A 16,451-nucleotide genomic window follows, 5' to 3' on the forward strand; every position below is an offset into this window, starting at 1 on the left:
GCGACGCCGAGCCCTGGGACAGCGAGCCCGTGCGACAGCGAGCCCGTGCGACAGCGAGCCCGAAAGACACGGGACCGTCCGGTTCGGCGTGGTCTGTCCGGGACCAGTGAGGTCAATGGGACGGACGTGGCGAATGGGGTGGTGACGAGGGGCTGACGGTGCGACGGGTCGCTGTTAGCGTGACGGCCGATCCCCGATCCCCGATCCCCGATCCCGATCCCAGATCCCCGCCGTCCCGGGGACGGACGCCGCCCGGAGGGAGACGACCCTGGTCCCGCAGCCGTCGTCCCGTGGCCGCGGTCGCCCCCTGCTAGTGGGAGCGGCCGCGGGTCTCATGCTCGCCGCCGGGCTCGTCGTCCCGACCACGGCCGCCGCCGAGCCGGACCCGCGGCTGGCCGAGGTCGAGGCCCAGGTGCTGGCGCTGGAGGCCGAGGCCGACTCCGCCACCGAGCAGGCCAACGGGGCCGCGCTGCAGCTCGCCGAGGTGGAGCAGCGCCTGGTGGGTCTGCGCGGCCGGGTCTCCTCCCAGCAGAAGGCCCTGGGCGACACCCAGCGTGCGATGGGCCAGTTCGCCCGCGCGACGTACGTGGGCGCCGGTCTCGACACCACCCTGCGAGTGCTCCTCGCGGACAGCCCGGAGGAGTTCCTCGCCCAGGCCGCCGCCGCGGACCAGGTGGCCCGGACCCAGAGCGCCGTCCTGCGCCGCACGCAGACCGCGCGGCTGCGGCTGCTGCAGGCCCAGGCCGCCGTGCAGGAGCAGGAGCAGGCCGCCCAGCGCGCCCGCGACGAGATGGCCGGCGCCCAGGAGCAGGCCCAGCAGCGGCTGCAGCAGGCCCAGGACCTGCTGGCCACGCTGCAGGAGGAGGAGCGCCTCCGGCTGGAGGAGGAGGCCCGCAAGCGGCGCGAGGAGGCCCTGCGCGCGGCCCAGGAGGCGGCGGCCGCGGCGGCCGCCGCGGCGGCGCAGGCGCGTGACACCGCCGCCTCCCGCGACGATGCCCCGGGCCCGGCAGCTCCCGGCCCGGCAGCTCCCGGTCCGGACGCCCCCGGCCCGGCGGCCCCGGACCCGGCCCGGCCGAGCCGGCCCTCGCCCGCGGATCCGGCCGACCGCCCCTCGCCGCAGCAGTCGCAGGATGAGCGGCCGCAGCAGTCCCAGGACCAGCAGCAGCCGCAGTCCGAGCCCCCGGCGCCCCGGCCCACGAAGCCGACCACCGCGCCCCCGTCGGAGAAGCCCACCCCCAAACCCACGCCCAAGCCGACCCCCACGCCGACCGAGGAGGAGCCGCCGTCCGGCGGCGGCGGAGGGTCGGTGCGCGCCGCCGAGGCGGTCGCCTACGCCCTGGCCCAGGTGGGCGACAGCTACGTGGCGGGGGCCGCCGGGCCGAGCGCCTTCGACTGCTCCGGGCTGACCATGGCCGCCTGGCGGGCGGCCGGGGTCTCGCTGCCGCACTACAGCCGCGCGCAGTACTCCGTCACCCGCCGGGTGAGCGTCAGCCAGGCGCAGCCTGGCGACCTGGTCTTCTACTTCGGCCGCGGCGCCCACCACGTCGGGATGTACATCGGCGGCGGCCGCATGGTGCACGCCGCCAACCCGCGCACCGGCGTCTACATCTCGGGGATCTTCGACCCCTGGTACGGCGAGCGGTTCAGCGGGATCGGTCGGGTGGGCTGACCAGCGCGGGAACCGGGTCGTCGGACCGCTCCGGGCGCAGCACCGCCGTGACCGCCAGCACCGTCCCCGCGAGCAGCAGACCGAGCCGGACCACCTGCACCGCCACCGCGGGGGGCGTCCCGTCCTGCATCGACCCGTACGCGAAGGGGTAGATCACCTGCCCCAGCAGCGCGGACCCGGCCAGCAGCCACAACGCCCGCCGCATCCGGGTGGCCGGGTCCAGCAGGCACACGGCCGCGATGCCGGCGACCCACACGCCGTACTGCGGGGAGATCACCCGGCTGGTCACGATCGAGACGAGCACCACCGCCAGCGCCACGTCGGCGGGCGGGACCCGCTCCAGCCGTCCGCGCAGCCGCTGCACCAGGACGACTGCGTACATCAGCAGCCCGAGCAGCGTCAGCGTGAGCCCGACCGCCTCGGCGCCGGCCATCGCGATCTCCTGCGCGCCGTACCGGAACTCCTGCGCGATGACGACCGGTCCGAAGGCGCCGGCCACCAGGTACGGCAGCGCGCCCACCGACTCCACCTGCAGCCCGCGGTCGCCCTGCTCGGCCAGGAAGGCCCCGGTCCCGTCGGCCCACAGCGCCAGCACGGCCCAGCCGGCGGCCACGGTCACGGCGGCCACGGCGGCCGCCGGTCCCAGCACCCGGCGCGGGGCCGCGAGCAGCAGCAGCCCCGGCCACACCTTGAGCAGCACCCCGACGCCCACCGCGGCGCCCGCACGCACCGGCCGCCCGATCCACAGCAGGGCGACGACCGCCGCCAGGGTGGGGAACACGTCGAACCGCCCCAGGGTCACCGGACCCACGAGCACCCCGCCCAGCACCCACGCCCACGCGGCCTGCGGCCGATCCACCCGGCGGCCCCGGGCGAGCAGGAGCAGCAGCACCGCGAGGTCCGCGAGCGCGGCGAGCACGAGGAACCCCGTCACCGGGTCGGTCGCGGCGTAGCGGGCCAGCACGAAGACCACTCCGGCCAGCGGCGGGTACTGCCAGGTCTCGTCGCCCACCGGGAACTGGCCGGACGCCAGGAGTTCCGACCACTCCGCGTACAGCCGGACGTCGTTGATGAGCAGGTCTGCGTCGGGGTACGGGACCGAGTCGGTCGCGATGAGGACGAGGAGGACCCGGCTCAGGCCCCAGGCGACCAGCAGCGCCCCGGGCCGGCGGGCCCAGCGGCCCCAGGACACCGCGCTCAGGGCGTGGGGTCGCCGGGCTGGGGGAGCAGGCCGAGCCGCAGCGCCGTCATCAGCGCCTGCGCCCGGTTGGCCGCGCCCAGCTTCTCGTACAGCTTGGAGATGTGGGTCTTCGTGGTCGACTCGGAGATGTACAGCTGCCGCGAGATCTGCGCCACGCCGAGGCCGTCGGCGAGCAGCTGCAGCACCTCCTTCTCCCGGCCGGACAGCTGCGGGCCGCTGGGCGTCATCCGCCGCTTCATCGCCTCGGCGAGGTCGTTGGCCGTGAACGCGCGCGGGGAGGAGGCGGCGTGCCGGGCGGCGGCCACCACGTCCTCGCTGGGGGCGTTCTTGGGCACGAAGGCGCTGGCGCCGGCATCCAGCGCCGCGAAGAGCTGGTCGTCGCCGGCGTACATGGTGAGGACCACGATGCCGAGCTCGGGGGCGTCCTGGCGGGCCTGCCGGGCGGCATCGATCCCGCTGCCGTCGGGCAGCCGCACGTCGAAGATCACCACGTCCGGGGTCAGCAGCTTGAGCAGCCGGAGCGCGTCGGCGACGGTGCCGGCCTCCCCGACGACCTCGAACTCGCCGTCGCGCTCGAACGCGCGGCGCAGGCCCTGCCGGATGAGCTCGTGGTCGTCGACCAGCAGCACCGAGATGGGCATGGCGCTCGTCCCCTTTCCGCCCCCCCGACGACCGGGCGGGCTGCCCGCGCGGCCGTCCGGGGACGACCCTAGCCGAGCGAGCCGGTCAGGCTGACGTCACCGCGCCCTGCGGCTGCCGGGTCCCCATCTCCGGACCCAGCGTGGTCTCCACGACCGTGCCGCCGCCGACCCGGGGCCGGATGGTCAGCGTGGCGCCGAGCCGGAGGGCCCGTTCCCGCATGATCTCCAGGCCGTAGCTGTCCGGCCGGGCCGACCCCATGCCCCGCCCGTCGTCGGCGATGCGCAGGAAGGCCCGCGGCGGGTCGACCCGGCAGGTGACCCACAGGTTGCGGGCCTCGGCGTGCTTGCGGGCGTTGGTGATGGCCTCCTGGGCGATCCGCAGCAGCTCGGTCTCGGCCTCGACCCCCAGCCGGGTGGCCGACTCCTCCAGCACCAGGTGGACGGTGATGCCGGAGCCGGTGCCCATCGACCGCAGGTACGACGACAGCGCCGCGCCGAGGCCGGTCGACGGCTGCACGTCGCTGCGCAGGTCGAAGATCGACAGTCGCAGCTCGGTGACGATCCGGGTGAGCTCCCCGCGCAGGGTCGCCAGGTCCTCGCGCAGCTCCGGGTCGTCCTTCGCCCGGGCGCTGAGGTCGTCGACGACGTAGCCGAGGGACGCCACCTCCTGGGCCACGCCGTCGTGGATCTCCCGAGCCACCCGTCGGCGCTCCTCCACGGTGGCCAGGGCCCGGACCTCGCTGAACATCCGCCCGGTGTCGATCCGCAGCGCCGCGTCGTCGGCGACGGCCTGGGCCTGGGCCAGCTCCTGGATCGTCCAGGCCGGGCCCTCGCGCTCCAGGCCGATGAGTCCGGTGCGCCGCTCGCCGACGCGCAGCGGGATTACCGCGGACACCCCGCGCACCGGCCGGCTGAAGGACCCGAGCCGCTGGACGGCGACACCGGAGGACCACGCCTGGCCCCAGATCGTCCGCCCCAGCCGCGGGTCCCAGTCCAGCCGGTCCGCGCCGGAGAAGGCCAGCGGGACCAGCGACTCGTTCTGGCCCAGGCCGATCAGGGCGGCCCGGTCGAAGTGCAGCACCTGCCGGATGCGACTCAGCGTCGACTGGGCCAGGCTCACCTCGTCCAGGCCGGTGGGCAGCTGCCGGGCGATCTCACGCAGCTCGGACAGCAGCCGGTTGGCGGCCTCGTACGTCGCCCGGCTGCGGCCCGCGCGCTCCTGCACCGAGCGGACCGCGATGCCGACCAGGCCCATCGCCAGCCCGAGGAGCAGCCACAGCGCGAGGTCCGCGACGTCCGGCGGCTCGGCCGACCCCTCGACCAGGAACGACCCCACCACCAGCACGCTGGCCGAGACGACGGCCGCGGCCAGGGCGGCGAGCAGACCGACCTGCAGTCCGGCGACCAGCGGCGGGACGATGAGGTACGGCAGCACCGGCTCGTTCGACCCCGGGACGAGGACGAGGACGGCCGCGACGCCGCCGGCCTCCGCCAGCAGCAGGAGCGTCCGGACCAGCAGGCTGCGGCTGGGGAGGCTGGCCACTCCGGCGATGCCGGCCAGCGCGACCAGCTGCGGCCACGTCTCGCCGAGGTTGCCGGTGAGCGCGGCGATGCCGACGCACAGGGTGACGACGCCGGCCCGGATGGCCACGACGACCGGGGGCGGCCCGCCCGCCGGGCCGGGGGCCGTGTGCAGGGACACCGTCACGATCCGACCGTGGCATACGCGCACCCGCGACTCCACCCGGCGCGCGGCGGGCTGCCGGGCGGGGCGCCCGCGGGTCAGCCGGTGGCCACCGTGGAAGCCACCCGGGCCCGTACCCGCGGGTCCCGCCAGCGGCGTCGGGTCCCGGCCCAGGACCAGGCGCTGGCGGCCGCCACGAGGAGGGACACGACCAGGACCCCGGGGACCGAGTCCGCCTGCAGGCAGACCCCGTACGCCGTGCCGGTCACCGCGGCGATGACGGCCAGCCGGGCGGAGTACCAGGCCAGGGTCCCCGGTGGTGCGGGGGTGTCCCGGGGCCCGCGCAGGTCCGCGCGGTACGGCCGGGTCACCGACCACCGCAGCGCGCGGGTGACGACGAGCGCGACGCAGCCCACCGCCGACCCGGCGATGGCCAGCGCCCCGGCGACCGTGAGCGGGTCGCGCATCCGGACCAGGCCGCAGGCGACGGTGACCAGCACGGCGCCGAGGACGACCTCGGTCGAGACCCGGGCCTTCGCGGACAGCGCCAGCCCGGCCTGCCCGGGCAGGGACGCCCGCCACAGCGCGCCGCTGCCGTCGAGGCAGAACGCGTTGATCGGGAACAGCAGGGCGGCACCGGTGGCCACCAGCGGCGGCAGCAGCGTGAGCACGGCCCCGTCCAGCGGCGCCAGCAGCGCCAGTACGCCGGGGGTGATGCCGATGACCAGCGCGCCCCGCCGCAGGGGCACCGAGCGCCACACCCCGGCGCGGTCGACGGCCACGAGGTCCGCGAGCGGGCTGCGCCCGGGGGAGCGGCGCCGCACCGGCCGGTCGTCGTCGCGGGCCAGCCGGACCACCTGACGGCGCAGCGACCACCCGCACGCCGCGACCGCGACCTCGTGGGCGACCACGGCCACGACCACCAGCCCGGCCGCGATCGCCGCAGCAACCTCGGCCCGCTCCGCGGCGGTGCCCAGGACGGCCGCCAGCCGGTCCGCCCCCAGGGCCGCCGCCACGTCCACCAGCGCCAGCTCGCGCAGCCGCAGCACCGCGACGGTGACTACCGCCGCCACCACGGCGGCCGCGGCCGCGCGCCGCCACGGCGTCCGCGCCCACCCCAGCAGCAGCCACGCGGCCGCGTGGCCGAGCACGGACAGCGTCGCCGCCAGCAGGATGACCAGCAGCCCCGGCACCCAGGGGGCCAGCGGTCCCTCGGCGACGTACGCCGTCGCCGCCGCCAGCGCGCAGGTCTGCAGCGACCAGGCCAGGTTGAGGGGGGCCAGCAGCAGCGAGGAGTCGACCCGGGTCCGCGGCCGCAGCGGGTACGCCGTCAGCTGCGAGTCGGGGATCAGCTCGAACCCGCCGCCGACCAGCATCGGCGACAGCACGGAGGTGACCAGCAGGCCGGTGATCGCCGCCGGGAGCAGCAGGGCGGCCTCGGCCACGTAGTTCCGGGGCAGACCGGACCCGACCCAGATGGCCACCAGGGGGGCGGCCAGCAGCAGCAGGACCGGGACCGCCAGCAGTGGCCGGGCCCCGGCGGGCCGGATCATCCGCCAGCGCGCGCGGACCAGGGCCCGGACCCGCCCGCGGGCCGGGGACCCGCGGGTGCCCGCGACGGTGGTCACGCGGCCGTCCTCATGCCGTCACCCTCACCCCAGCAGGGCCCGGTAGCGCGCCGCGCCCTCCTCGCCGCGCAGTTCCTCCGCCGGCGCGGCCGCCGCGACCGCTCCGCGCCGCAGCACGACCGCCTCCTGGCAGGCCTCGACCGCCAGCGGGAGCAGGTGGGTGGACACCAGCACGGCGGCCCCGCGCAGCCGGGCCGCGCGGATCTCCTCCAGCGTGGCCTCCACCCCGAGCGGGTCGACGCCGTCGAACGGCTCGTCCAGCAGCAGCACCGCCGGCTCGTGGAAGGCGGCCAGCAGCACCGACAGCCGCCGGCCCATGCCGTGGGAGAAGCCGGCGGTCACCCGGTCGGCGGCGCCGAGCAGGTCGAAGCGGTCCAGCAGGCCCTCGGCCCGCTCCTCCCACCCGGGGGGCATCCCGCGCAGCCGCGCCGCCAGCGCCAGGTGCTCCCAGGGCGTGGCCCGCGGGATCAGCCCGCCCACGTCGGGGCAGTAGCCCACGACCTCGCGCGCGTCCTCCGGGTGCCGTACGGCGTCCACCCCCGCCACGCGCACCTCGCCGGACGTGGGCGGCAGCACGCCGCCCAGGACCCGCAGGCTGGTGGACTTGCCGGCACCGTTGCGGCCGACGAGGGCGACCGCCCGACCCGCGGGAACCCGCAGGTCGAGGCGGTCGACCGCGACGACACGTCCGAACGAGACGACCAGGCCGCGGACGTCGACGACTGCCACCGGCCGGGCGGCGGCGTCAGCCGTTGTAGAGGGCGTCCACGTCGGCCGCGTACTCCTTCATGACCACGGCCCGCTTCAACTTCATCGACGGGGTGAGCTGGCCGCCCTCCTCCGTCCAGTCCTCGGCCAGGATCCGGAACTTCTTGATCGCCTCGGCGTTGGACACCGCCTTGTTGGCCTGGTCCACCGCCTCCTGGATGTCGGCGACGAGGTCCGGGTCGTTGACGAGGTCCGCGACGGTGGCCGACTCCGGCTTGCCCTTCTGCTTCTTCCACTGCGGGAAGGAGTCCGGGTCGATCGTGACCAGGCAGGCGATGAAGGGCTGGGCGTCGCCGACGACCATGCACTGGCTGACCAGCCAGTTGGCGCGCAGCCGGTCCTCCAGCACCGCGGGGGCGACGTTCTTGCCGCCGGCGGTGACCAGGAGCTCCTTCTTGCGGCCGGTGATCTTCACGTAGCCGTCGGTGTCCATCTCCCCGATGTCGCCGGAGTGGAACCAGCCGTCGGCCTCGAGGATCTCGGCGGTGGCCGTCGGGTTGTTCCAGTAGCCGCGGAAGATGTGCGGCCCCTTGAGCAGCAGCTCCCCGTCGTCGGCCACCATGACCGACGCGCCCGGGAACGGCTTGCCGACGGTGCCGATCTTGACCTTGTCCGGTCGGTTGACGGTGGTGGCGGCGCTGGTCTCGGTCAGGCCGTAGCCCTCCAGGATCGTCACGCCCATGCCGCGGAAGAAGTGGCCGAGGCGCTCGCCCAGCGGCGCGCCACCGGAGACCGCCCAGGCGACGTTGCCGCCCATCGCGGCGCGCAGCTTGCCGTAGACCAGCTTGTTGAACACGCCATGCTTGATCTTGAGGATGAAGCCGGGGCCGCCGGTGTCCAGTGCCTTGCTGTAGTCGATGGCCGTCTGCGCCGCGGTGTTGAAGATGTTGCCCTTGCCCTCGGCGGTGGCCTTCTGCTGGGCGCCGTTGAACACCTTCTCGAACACTCGCGGCACGGCCAGCAGGAAGGTGGGCTGGAACGACTGCAGGTCCGGCAGCAGGTTCTTGATGTCGGCGGAGTGGCCGAGGCGGACGCGGGCCCGCACGGCGCCGAGCTGGATGGCGCGGCCGAAGACGTGCGCGAGCGGGAGGAAGAGCAGGGTGGAGGACCCGGGCGCCAGGAACACCTGGGGCATGCCCTGGACGATGTTGTCGACCTCGAACATAAAGTTGGAGTGGGTGAGGTCGCAGCCCTTGGGCCGGCCCGTGGTGCCCGAGGTGTAGATGATCGTGGCCGTGCTGTCCGGCCCCAGGCTGGCGCGGCGCGCCTCGAGGTCCTCGTCGGACACGCTGACGCCGTCGGCCTTCAGCTTGTCGAGGGCGCCGTCGTCGATGACCCACACGCGGGAGGTGTCCGGGACGGAGGCCGCGACCTCCTCGAAGACCGCCTTGTGCTTGCCGGTCTCGACGAAGATGCCGACCGCGCCGGAGTCGCTGCAGATCCACTCCACCTGCTCGGCGGAGGAGGTCTCGTAGATCGGGACGGGGACGCAGCCGGCGTACCAGCAGGCGTAGTCGATGACCGTCCACTCGTAGCGGGTCCGCGACATGATCGCCATCCGCGACCCGGCCTCGACCCCGGACGCGACGATGCCCTTGGCGACCGCCTTGACCTCGTCGAGGAACTGCTGCGCGGTCACGCCGGCCCACGCGTCGCCGCGGCGTACGGAGAACACGACCTTGTCGGGAACCTGCTGCGCGTTCTCGACGATGTGGTCGCTGAGGTTGCCCGACGTCACCGGCGCGACGATGGCGGGCTCGTGGAACTCCTTCACCGTGGTCCTCCCTGGACGGTTCCCGAGTGGTGTTCCGGGAGACGCTACGGGATCCCCGTCGTCCCGGCGACCGGAACCCTACTTCGGGTATTCCGTTTCCCGCCCCGGGGGGAGCCCCACCCGCAGGGGCTGCGTGGCATCCTGCACAGGTGCCCGGAGTGGACCTCGTCGACGAGACCTACCTCGTGGTGGCGCCCGCCCGGGTGGCCGCGGTGGTGGCCGACCCGGTGCGCTGGCGGGCCTGGTGGCCGGGCCTGGAGTTGACGGTGTTCATGGACCGCGGGCTGCAGGGGATCCGTTGGTCGGTGACCGGGGACCTGGTCGGGTCCAGCGAGATCTGGCTGGAGCCGTACTCCGACGGGGTGATCCTGCACTACTACCTGCGCGCCGACCCGACCGAGCCGGGCAGCCGCACCTCGGCCCGCATGCTGCCGGACAGCCCCCGGGGACGCCGCCAGCAAGACCGGCTACGACGCCGGCACGCGCTGGCCTGGAAGCGCACCGTGTGGGCCCTCAAGGACGAGCTCGAGGAGGGTCGGCCGGCCGGCGTGCCGCGCCCTCCGGACGCGTGACCGCGACCCGCGGTGGGTGACAATCGGGCCGTGGCCGAGCACGAGCGCTGCCCCAACTGCGGGGCGAGCCTGCCCGCGGGGGCGACCTGGTGCTCGCTGTGCTTCGCCGACCTGCGCAGCGCGCCGCAGCCGGAACCCGAGCAGCAACTCTCGCCGGACACCGAGCCGGCCCGGGTCCCCGAGGCGGCGGCGGACGAGGCCCGGGCCGAGACGGCCGGAACCGCGGCCGCGTCGGGGGCGGACCCCGGGGTGGACTCGCTGCTGGCCGAGCTGGCCGCCCAGGAGTCCGCGACCACGCCGGCCTTCGTGCGGCACTTCTCGTCCCGGGGCACCCGCGTGCTGGTCATGATCCTGGGCACCGTCGGCCTGGCCGCCCTGCTGTTCCTGCTCCTGGTCGTCCTCGGCGCGCTGTTCTGAGGCGGGGCGCCGAGCGATGACCCGGGTGCACGTCGTGAGCGACGTCCACGGTGCCGCGGATGCGCTGGCCCGCGCGGGCGACGGCGCGGACGTCCTGGTCTGCCTCGGGGACCTGATCCTGTTCGTGGACTACGAGGACCCGTCGCAGGGGATCCTCGCCGACCTGTTCGGCGCGGAGCGGGCCGCGCACTTCATCGCCCTGCGCACCGCGGACCGCTTCGAGGAGGCCCGGGCCTACTCCGCCGAGCTGTGGCGGGAGGTGCCGGGGGACCGGTGGGAGGTCATCCGCGACCGCGTCGACGCGCAGTACGAGGCCCTGTTCGCGGCGCTGCCCTCACCCGCCTACCTGACGTACGGCAACGTCGACATCCCGGCGCTGTGGCCGCGTCACCTGCGCCCCGGCCACACCGTGCTCGACGGCGAGGTCGTGGAGATCGACGGCGTCTCCGCGGGTTTCGTCGGTGGCGGGCTCACCAGCCCGATGCGCACCCCGTTCGAGGTGTCCGAGGAGGAGTTCGCCGCCAAGGTGGACCGAATCCGCGGCTGCGACGTGGTCTTCTCTCACATCCCGCCGGCCGTCCCGGAGCTCTGCTACGACGTGGCGGCGCGGCGATTCGAGCGGGGCAGTCGGGCACTGCTGGACCTGGTGCGCACCACGGCGCCCCGGCTCCTCGTGCACGGGCACGTGCACCAGCCGCTGGTCGCGCGCACCCGGATCGGCCGGACCGAGTGCGTCAACGTCGGTCACTTCCGCGCCCGCCGCCGCCCGTACGTGCTGGCCTGGTGAGGCCCGGGGGTACCCTCCGGACCCATGGCCGACCAGACCGAGTCCCACATCGTGATCGACTCCGCACCGGGGCCGATCATGGACGTCATCGCCGACCTCGAGGTCTACCCCGAGTGGAGCGAGGGGATCAGCCAGGTCGTGGTCCTGTCCGAGTTCGAGGAGGACGGCCGGCCGGCGGAGGCGCGCTTCCACCTGGAGTCCGGGCCGATCAAGGACACCTACGAGCTGGAGTACGACTGGGACGGCGATCGCGAGGTCTCCTGGTGGCTGACCCGTGGCGACATGCTCAAGGCCATGGACGGCACGTACCTGTTGGAGGACAACGGGGACGGGACGACCACGGTGCGCTACCGGCTCGCGGTGGACGTGAAGATCCCGATGATCGGGATGATCAAGCGCAAGGCGGAGCGGGTCATCGTCGACACCGCGCTGAAGGGCCTGAAGAAGCGCGTGGAGGACGGCTCCTGACGGTGCGCGTCGTCCTGTTCACCGGCAAGGGCGGGGTCGGCAAGACGACCCTGGCGGCCGGGACCGCGGCGCTCGCCGCCGAGCGCGGGCTGCGCGCGCTGGTGCTGTCCACCGACGCGGCGCACAGCCTCGGTGACGCCCTCGGGCTGGAGCCCGAACCCGGTGTGCCCGTACAGGTCTCGGACGGCCTGTTCGTCGAGCACGTGGACACCAGGCGGCGGCTGGACTCGGCCTGGGGCGGCATCCAGGACTACCTGCTGACGGTCATGGACGCGGCCGGGGTGGACCCGCTGGAGGCCGAGGAGCTGACCGTGCTGCCCGGCGCCGAGGAGGTCCTGGCGCTGATGGAGGTGCGCGACCGGGTCCGCTCCGGCCACTACGACGTCGTCGTCGTCGACTGCGCCCCGACCGCCGAGACGCTGCGGCTGCTGGCCCTGCCCGACGCGCTGACCTGGTACATGGACCGGATCTGGCCGACCGAGCGCCGGGTGATCCGGGCCCTGCGCCCGGTGCTGTCCAAGGCCACCGGCGTCCCGATGCCCGGCGACCCGGTGCTGGACGCGCTGGAGACCCTGCACGCGGAGCTCACCGACGTGCGGGAGGTGCTCACCGACGAGCACGCGAGCGTCCGGTTGGTCCTCACGCCGGAGTCCGTGGTCGTCGCCGAGTCGCGCCGCGCGCTGACCCTGCTGTCGCTGTACGGCTACCGCGTCGACGCGGCGCTGGTGAACCGGCTGGTCCCCGAGGGTGACGACCCCTGGCTGCGCGCCTGGGTCGCCTCTCAGAGGGTCCGGCTGGCGGAGGTCGAGGCCGACCTGGACCCGGTTCCCGTGCTGCGGGTGCCCTACCGGGCCGGGGAGCCGGTGGGCCGGGCGGACCTGCTGGCGCTGGCGGCCGAGGCCTACGGCGACGTCGACCCCGTCGCACCGCCACGGCTGCCGCCCCCGCTGGACGTCCGGCGCGACGGGGACCGCTACCTGCTGCGCCTGGCGCTTCCGCTGGTGGCGCGCGGCGAGGTCGACCTGGCGCGGCGCGGCGACGAGCTGCTGGTGTCAGTGGGGCCGCACCGGCGGGCGCTGGCCCTGCCCAGTGCGCTGCGGCGTTGCCACCTGCGCGGGGCGTCGGTGGAGGATGGTGTCCTCACCGTCCGCTTCGTCCCCGACCCCGAGGCCAGGAGGAGCACGTGACCGGCCAGCCGTGGTGGCACCAGCCCGCCGACGACCCGTCGGACGGCGACGGCAGCGAGGGCAGCGGCAGCGGCGCCGGCGCGGCGCCCGACCCGGCGCAGGCGGCCGCCGCGCTGCTCGGCACGGTGATGACCGAGGCGGGCCGCTTCCTGTCCACGGTGCAGGGCCGGATCTCTCTGCCGGGGGAGTCCCTGCCGATCGCGACCGGCAGCCAGGAGTGCCTGGCCTGCCCGGTCTGCCGGGCCATCGCGGCGCTGCGCGCCGTCGACCCCGACGACGTCGACCGGTTCGCCGCGGGCCTCACCGCACTGCTGGACAGCCTCACGCCTCGTGCCACGGACACCGACGCGGAGGGGGCCGCCGGTGCCGATCCCGCGGCGGCCGCGGAGGGGGAGGGACCGACCGGGGGCGAGGCCGGACCACGGCGGACCGGGCCGCACCGTGCGCGCCGGCCCACCCGGCCGCGGACCCACGTGGAGCACGTACCGCTCGACGAGGACGGCCCACGGGACGAGGACGACGAGCGCGGCGAGCCGGCGGGCGACCCCGAGTCCTAGGCTGCAGGGAACGCATTCGCGCACGCGACAGGGAGGCCCGATGGGGCTCACGCTCGGCGTCGACGTCGGCGGCACCAAGATCCTCGGCGGGGTCGTGGACGAGGACGGCGTCATCCTGGCCACGACCCGGCGACCCACGCCGCGCAACGACGCGGCCGCGGTCGTCCAGACGATCGTCGACGTGGTGGAGGAGCTGCGCGCCGACCACGAGGTCGAGGCGATCGGCGTCGGCGTCGCCGGACTGGTCGACGCCGACCGGTCCCGGGTCATCTTCGCCACCAACCTGGGCTGGGCCCAGGAGCCGCTGCGGGCCGACATCGAGTCCCGCACCGGCCTGCCCGCCGTGATCGAGAACGACGGCAACGTCGCCGCGTGGGGGGAGTTCCGGTTCGGTGCCGGCCGCGACCTGGACGACATGGTCGCGGTGACGGTGGGGACCGGCATCGGCGGCGGCCTGGTGCTCGACGGGCGGCTGCGCCGGGGGGCGATCGGCGTCGCCGCCGAGATCGGCCACATGAACGCGGTCCCGGACGGGCGCCCGTGCGGCTGCGGCCGCAACGGCTGCTGGGAGCAGTACGCCAGCGGCAACGCGCTGGTCCGGGAGGCGCGGATGCTCGCGGCGGACCGGCGCCCGGAGGCCGGCATCCTGCTCGGCCTCGGGGACGGGACGCCCGAGGGCGTCCAGGGCCTGCACGTGACCGAGGCCGCGCGGGCCGGGGATCCCGTGGCGCTCGAGGCGTTCCGGATCGTCGGCGTCTGGCTGGGCCGCGGCCTGGCGGACCTCGCCGCCTCGCTCGACCCGCGGGCGTTCGTGGTGGGCGGGGGGGTCTCGGAGGCGGGGGACCTGCTGCTCGTCAGCGCCCGGCAGACCCTCGGCGACAAGATCATCGGTGCGGACTACCGCCAGCCGCCGCCGATCCGGGTCGCCGAACTCGGCAACCGCGCCGGCCTGGCCGGCGCGGCGGACCTGGCCCGGCACCGGGACTGACGCCGGGGCTACCGCCCGAGGTGCTCCGGTGCCAGCTCCACCGCCAGCTGCTCCAGGAACAGGCCGATGTCGGTCACGACACCGACCGCCTGGGCCGACCCGCGGTCGGACAGCTTGGTCACCGTCGCGGGGTTGATGTCCACGCACAGCAGCGGAATCGACGCGGGCAGGATGTTGCCGGTCGCGATCGCGTGCAGCATCGACGCCACCATGATCGCGTAGCCGACGTCGTGCAGCTGGGCGCGCATCGCGCGCTGGCCGGCGACCACGTCGGTGTAGACGTCCGGCAGCGGGCCGTCGTCACGGACCGAGCCGACCAGGACGAACTCCCTGCCGGCCTCCACCATCGCGTGCATGATCCCCGAGGTCAGGACGCCCTGCTCGACCGCGCCCGCGATCGTGCCGCACCGGCGGATCCGGTTGATGGCGCGGATGTGGTGCTCGTGCCCGTGCTCCACCCCGGAGCCCTTGGACAGGTCCACGCCGAGCGATGTGCCGTACATCGAGGACTCGATGTCGTGCGTGGCCAGCGCGTTGCCCGCGAAGAGCACATCGACGTAGCCGGCCCGCACCAGTGCGGTGAACGCCGGGGCCGCACCGGTATGCACGATGGCCGGGCCGCCGACCCACAGCACCCGCTGACCCGCGGCCTTGACCGCACGCAGCTCGTCCGCGAGCTGCCGGACCTGCAGCGCCTGCGGCTTCTCGGAGGACACCACCGAGTTCATGAACTCGAACGTCGACTCGTCGGCGGCCTGCTCGCGCGGAGGCATGATGACCCGCACGCCTGCGGCGCCGCAGACGACCAGGTCGCCGGTGCTGATGTCGCTCATCGGGACGGTGCGGGCGCGACCGTCGGCGACGACGATGCCGCAGTCCATCTCGGGCTGCTCGACCTGGACCCAGCGGCCGTCCACCCGCACCTGGGTCTCCAGGTTGGTGGTGGAGTAGAACTCCTCGGGGAACACCCCATCCATGTCCGCGGCGACCAGGGTCGCCTCGCCCGGCTCCAGCAGGTTGGCACCGAAGGCGTTGAGGCGGCCGATGAGGTGGGCCAGCTCCTCCTCGGTCTCGGCCCGGACCTCCAGCCGCAGGTACGACGAGTCCTCCGGCCGCTTGCCCACGTCGAAGCGCTCGATGACGTAGTCGGCCCCGGTGCCGAGGATCTCGTCGAGCACGTGCGCCAGCTGTCCGCTGTCGAGGACGTGACCGGTCAGCTCGACCTTCTCGGTGGCCATCCGCGGCTCCTTCCGCCGGTGTGGGCGGCGTCAGCCTAGGGCCTGCGTCCCCCGCCGGAGCCCGCGCCGCTCAGACCACCGCGCCGTCGTCCCAGCCGTCGTCGTGGTGGTCCTTCATCCGGGCGATCAGGGTGACGAACCCGGCGATGAACGCCGCGACCGCGAGCCCGTTCACCCACGCCTCCAGGCCCAGCACGGTGCTGAGCAGCAGCAGCAGCGGCCCGCCGAGGACCCCGGCCCAGGCGAACCGGGCAACGGTGTCGGCCGGGCGGGGCAGCGGCGGGGGGTGCGGGGGCACGTAGTGGTCGGACGGGTCCTCCGCAGGCTCCTCCGGCTCCGGCTCGTGATCCCGGTCCTCCAGCGCGGACAGGTCCAGCGGCACCGCGCGCCGGACCAGCCGGGCGGACAGGCCGGAGCCGGGCCGGTCGGTCGCGGGGTCCTCCTCCGGCTGCTCGCCGGAGTCGTCCACGTCCTCCTGCGCCGGCCACCGGGGCACCGGGTCGGCGGTGGTGGTGTCGAAGCCGGCGACGATGCCGGCCCAGGCCTCGTCGACCTCCCGGTCCTGGATGTCGCGCCGGTCCGCGCGCAGCGCGGCGTCGGCCAGGAAGTCGGCCCGGATGCCCGGCAGCGTGCCCCCGACGACGTCGCGGGCACGGTCGACCGCGGTGCGGTCCACGAAGATCCGCGCCGTGGGCCGGTCCGGCGGGCGCACGTCGCGGTAGGGGCCGGGGTCGCCGGCCAGCGGCTCGCCGTACGCGGCGATGCCCGCCTCGCGCAGGGCGTCCAGGACGTGCTCGGTCAGCGGCTCGTCGACGTCGGCGAGCCGGACGTACGACGACGCCGGCAGACCGTTGTCCCGACGCGCCACTGTG

At 74.9% G+C, this 16,451-nt stretch carries 16 protein-coding genes; 8 read left to right on the forward strand and 8 right to left on the reverse strand.

The genetic code is table 11. The annotated features are described in order from the left end of the window. The first annotated feature begins 313 nt into the window (after positions 1 to 313). A complete protein-coding gene (locus R2737_04530) occupies positions 314 to 1,669 on the forward strand; it encodes a C40 family peptidase (GenBank protein MEZ5115516.1) in 1,356 nt (451 codons plus the stop codon). Here R2737_04530 and R2737_04535 read toward each other — a convergent pair. The 6 genes from R2737_04535 to R2737_04560 form a co-directional block, all read right to left on the reverse strand. Then, positions 1,644 to 2,861, reverse strand: coding sequence for a glycosyltransferase 87 family protein (locus R2737_04535; GenBank protein MEZ5115517.1), 1,218 nt, complete (start codon positions 2,859 to 2,861; stop codon positions 1,644 to 1,646). The genes R2737_04530 and R2737_04535 overlap by 26 nt on opposite strands. A 5-nt stretch (positions 2,862 to 2,866) precedes the next feature. Next, positions 2,867 to 3,511 carry a response regulator transcription factor gene (locus R2737_04540; protein ID MEZ5115518.1) on the reverse strand — a complete coding sequence of 215 codons (645 nt, stop codon included), beginning with the start codon at positions 3,509 to 3,511 and terminating at the stop codon, positions 2,867 to 2,869. Between the two features lie 85 nt (positions 3,512 to 3,596). Then, positions 3,597 to 5,219 carry a sensor histidine kinase gene (locus R2737_04545; protein ID MEZ5115519.1) on the reverse strand — a complete coding sequence of 541 codons (1,623 nt, stop codon included), beginning with the start codon at positions 5,217 to 5,219 and terminating at the stop codon, positions 3,597 to 3,599. Between the two features lie 74 nt (positions 5,220 to 5,293). Next, entirely contained in the window at positions 5,294 to 6,823 is a 1,530-nt protein-coding gene (locus tag R2737_04550; protein MEZ5115520.1) for a hypothetical protein, read from the reverse strand. A gap of 24 nt (positions 6,824 to 6,847) precedes the next feature. Further along, a complete protein-coding gene (locus R2737_04555) occupies positions 6,848 to 7,552 on the reverse strand; it encodes an ABC transporter ATP-binding protein (protein MEZ5115521.1) in 705 nt (234 codons plus the stop codon). Between the two features lie 16 nt (positions 7,553 to 7,568). Then, complete coding sequence (locus tag R2737_04560; GenBank protein ID MEZ5115522.1) at positions 7,569 to 9,365, reverse strand: long-chain fatty acid--CoA ligase; 1,797 nt, start codon at positions 9,363 to 9,365, stop codon at positions 7,569 to 7,571. A gap of 149 nt (positions 9,366 to 9,514) precedes the next feature. Here R2737_04560 and R2737_04565 point away from each other — a divergent pair, with 149 nt between their 5' ends. The 7 genes from R2737_04565 to R2737_04595 are packed head-to-tail and all read left to right on the forward strand — an operon-like array spanning position 9,515 to position 14,341. After that, positions 9,515 to 9,937 carry a polyketide cyclase / dehydrase and lipid transport gene (locus R2737_04565; GenBank protein MEZ5115523.1) on the forward strand — a complete coding sequence of 141 codons (423 nt, stop codon included), beginning with the start codon at positions 9,515 to 9,517 and terminating at the stop codon, positions 9,935 to 9,937. Positions 9,938 to 9,967: 30 nt separating this feature from the next. Beyond that, a complete protein-coding gene (locus tag R2737_04570) occupies positions 9,968 to 10,354 on the forward strand; it encodes a hypothetical protein (protein ID MEZ5115524.1) in 387 nt (128 codons plus the stop codon). Between the two features lie 34 nt (positions 10,355 to 10,388). Next, a complete protein-coding gene (locus tag R2737_04575) occupies positions 10,389 to 11,141 on the forward strand; it encodes a metallophosphoesterase (GenBank protein ID MEZ5115525.1) in 753 nt (250 codons plus the stop codon). Between the two features lie 24 nt (positions 11,142 to 11,165). Further along, positions 11,166 to 11,609 carry an SRPBCC family protein gene (locus tag R2737_04580; protein MEZ5115526.1) on the forward strand — a complete coding sequence of 148 codons (444 nt, stop codon included), beginning with the start codon at positions 11,166 to 11,168 and terminating at the stop codon, positions 11,607 to 11,609. 2 nt (positions 11,610 to 11,611) lie between these two features. After that, complete coding sequence (locus R2737_04585; GenBank protein MEZ5115527.1) at positions 11,612 to 12,796, forward strand: ArsA family ATPase; 1,185 nt, start codon at positions 11,612 to 11,614, stop codon at positions 12,794 to 12,796. Further along, positions 12,793 to 13,353 (forward strand): hypothetical protein, encoded by a 561-nt coding sequence (locus R2737_04590; GenBank protein ID MEZ5115528.1) that lies wholly within the window; start codon positions 12,793 to 12,795, stop codon positions 13,351 to 13,353. The genes R2737_04585 and R2737_04590 overlap by 4 nt, the downstream gene beginning before the upstream one ends. Before the next feature lie 40 nt (positions 13,354 to 13,393). Next, complete coding sequence (locus tag R2737_04595; protein ID MEZ5115529.1) at positions 13,394 to 14,341, forward strand: ROK family glucokinase; 948 nt, start codon at positions 13,394 to 13,396, stop codon at positions 14,339 to 14,341. An 8-nt stretch (positions 14,342 to 14,349) separates the two neighbouring features. On the opposite strand, the gene R2737_04600 is transcribed toward R2737_04595, so the two are convergent. Together R2737_04600 and R2737_04605 are read right to left on the reverse strand one after the other, a co-directional pair. Next, entirely contained in the window at positions 14,350 to 15,579 is a 1,230-nt protein-coding gene (locus R2737_04600; GenBank protein ID MEZ5115530.1) for a TIGR00300 family protein, read from the reverse strand. A gap of 70 nt (positions 15,580 to 15,649) precedes the next feature. Then, positions 15,650 to 16,447, reverse strand: a complete 798-nt coding sequence (locus R2737_04605) for a hypothetical protein (protein MEZ5115531.1) — start codon at positions 16,445 to 16,447, stop codon at positions 15,650 to 15,652. Positions 16,448 to 16,451: the final 4 nt, after the last annotated feature.

The organism is Candidatus Nanopelagicales bacterium (assembly GCA_041393815.1).
GTDB lineage: Bacteria > Actinomycetota > Actinomycetes > S36-B12 > JAWKJK01 > JAWKJK01.

Coding starts and splice junctions, on each gene's coding strand:
- R2737_04580 (MEZ5115526.1), top strand. CDS start 11,166: ATGGCCGACCAGACCGAGTCCCACATCGTGATCGACTCCGCACCGGGG.
- R2737_04600 (MEZ5115530.1), bottom strand. CDS start 15,579: ATGGCCACCGAGAAGGTCGAGCTGACCGGTCACGTCCTCGACAGCGGA.
- R2737_04540 (MEZ5115518.1), bottom strand. CDS start 3,511: ATGCCCATCTCGGTGCTGCTGGTCGACGACCACGAGCTCATCCGGCAG.
- R2737_04595 (MEZ5115529.1), top strand. CDS start 13,394: ATGGGGCTCACGCTCGGCGTCGACGTCGGCGGCACCAAGATCCTCGGC.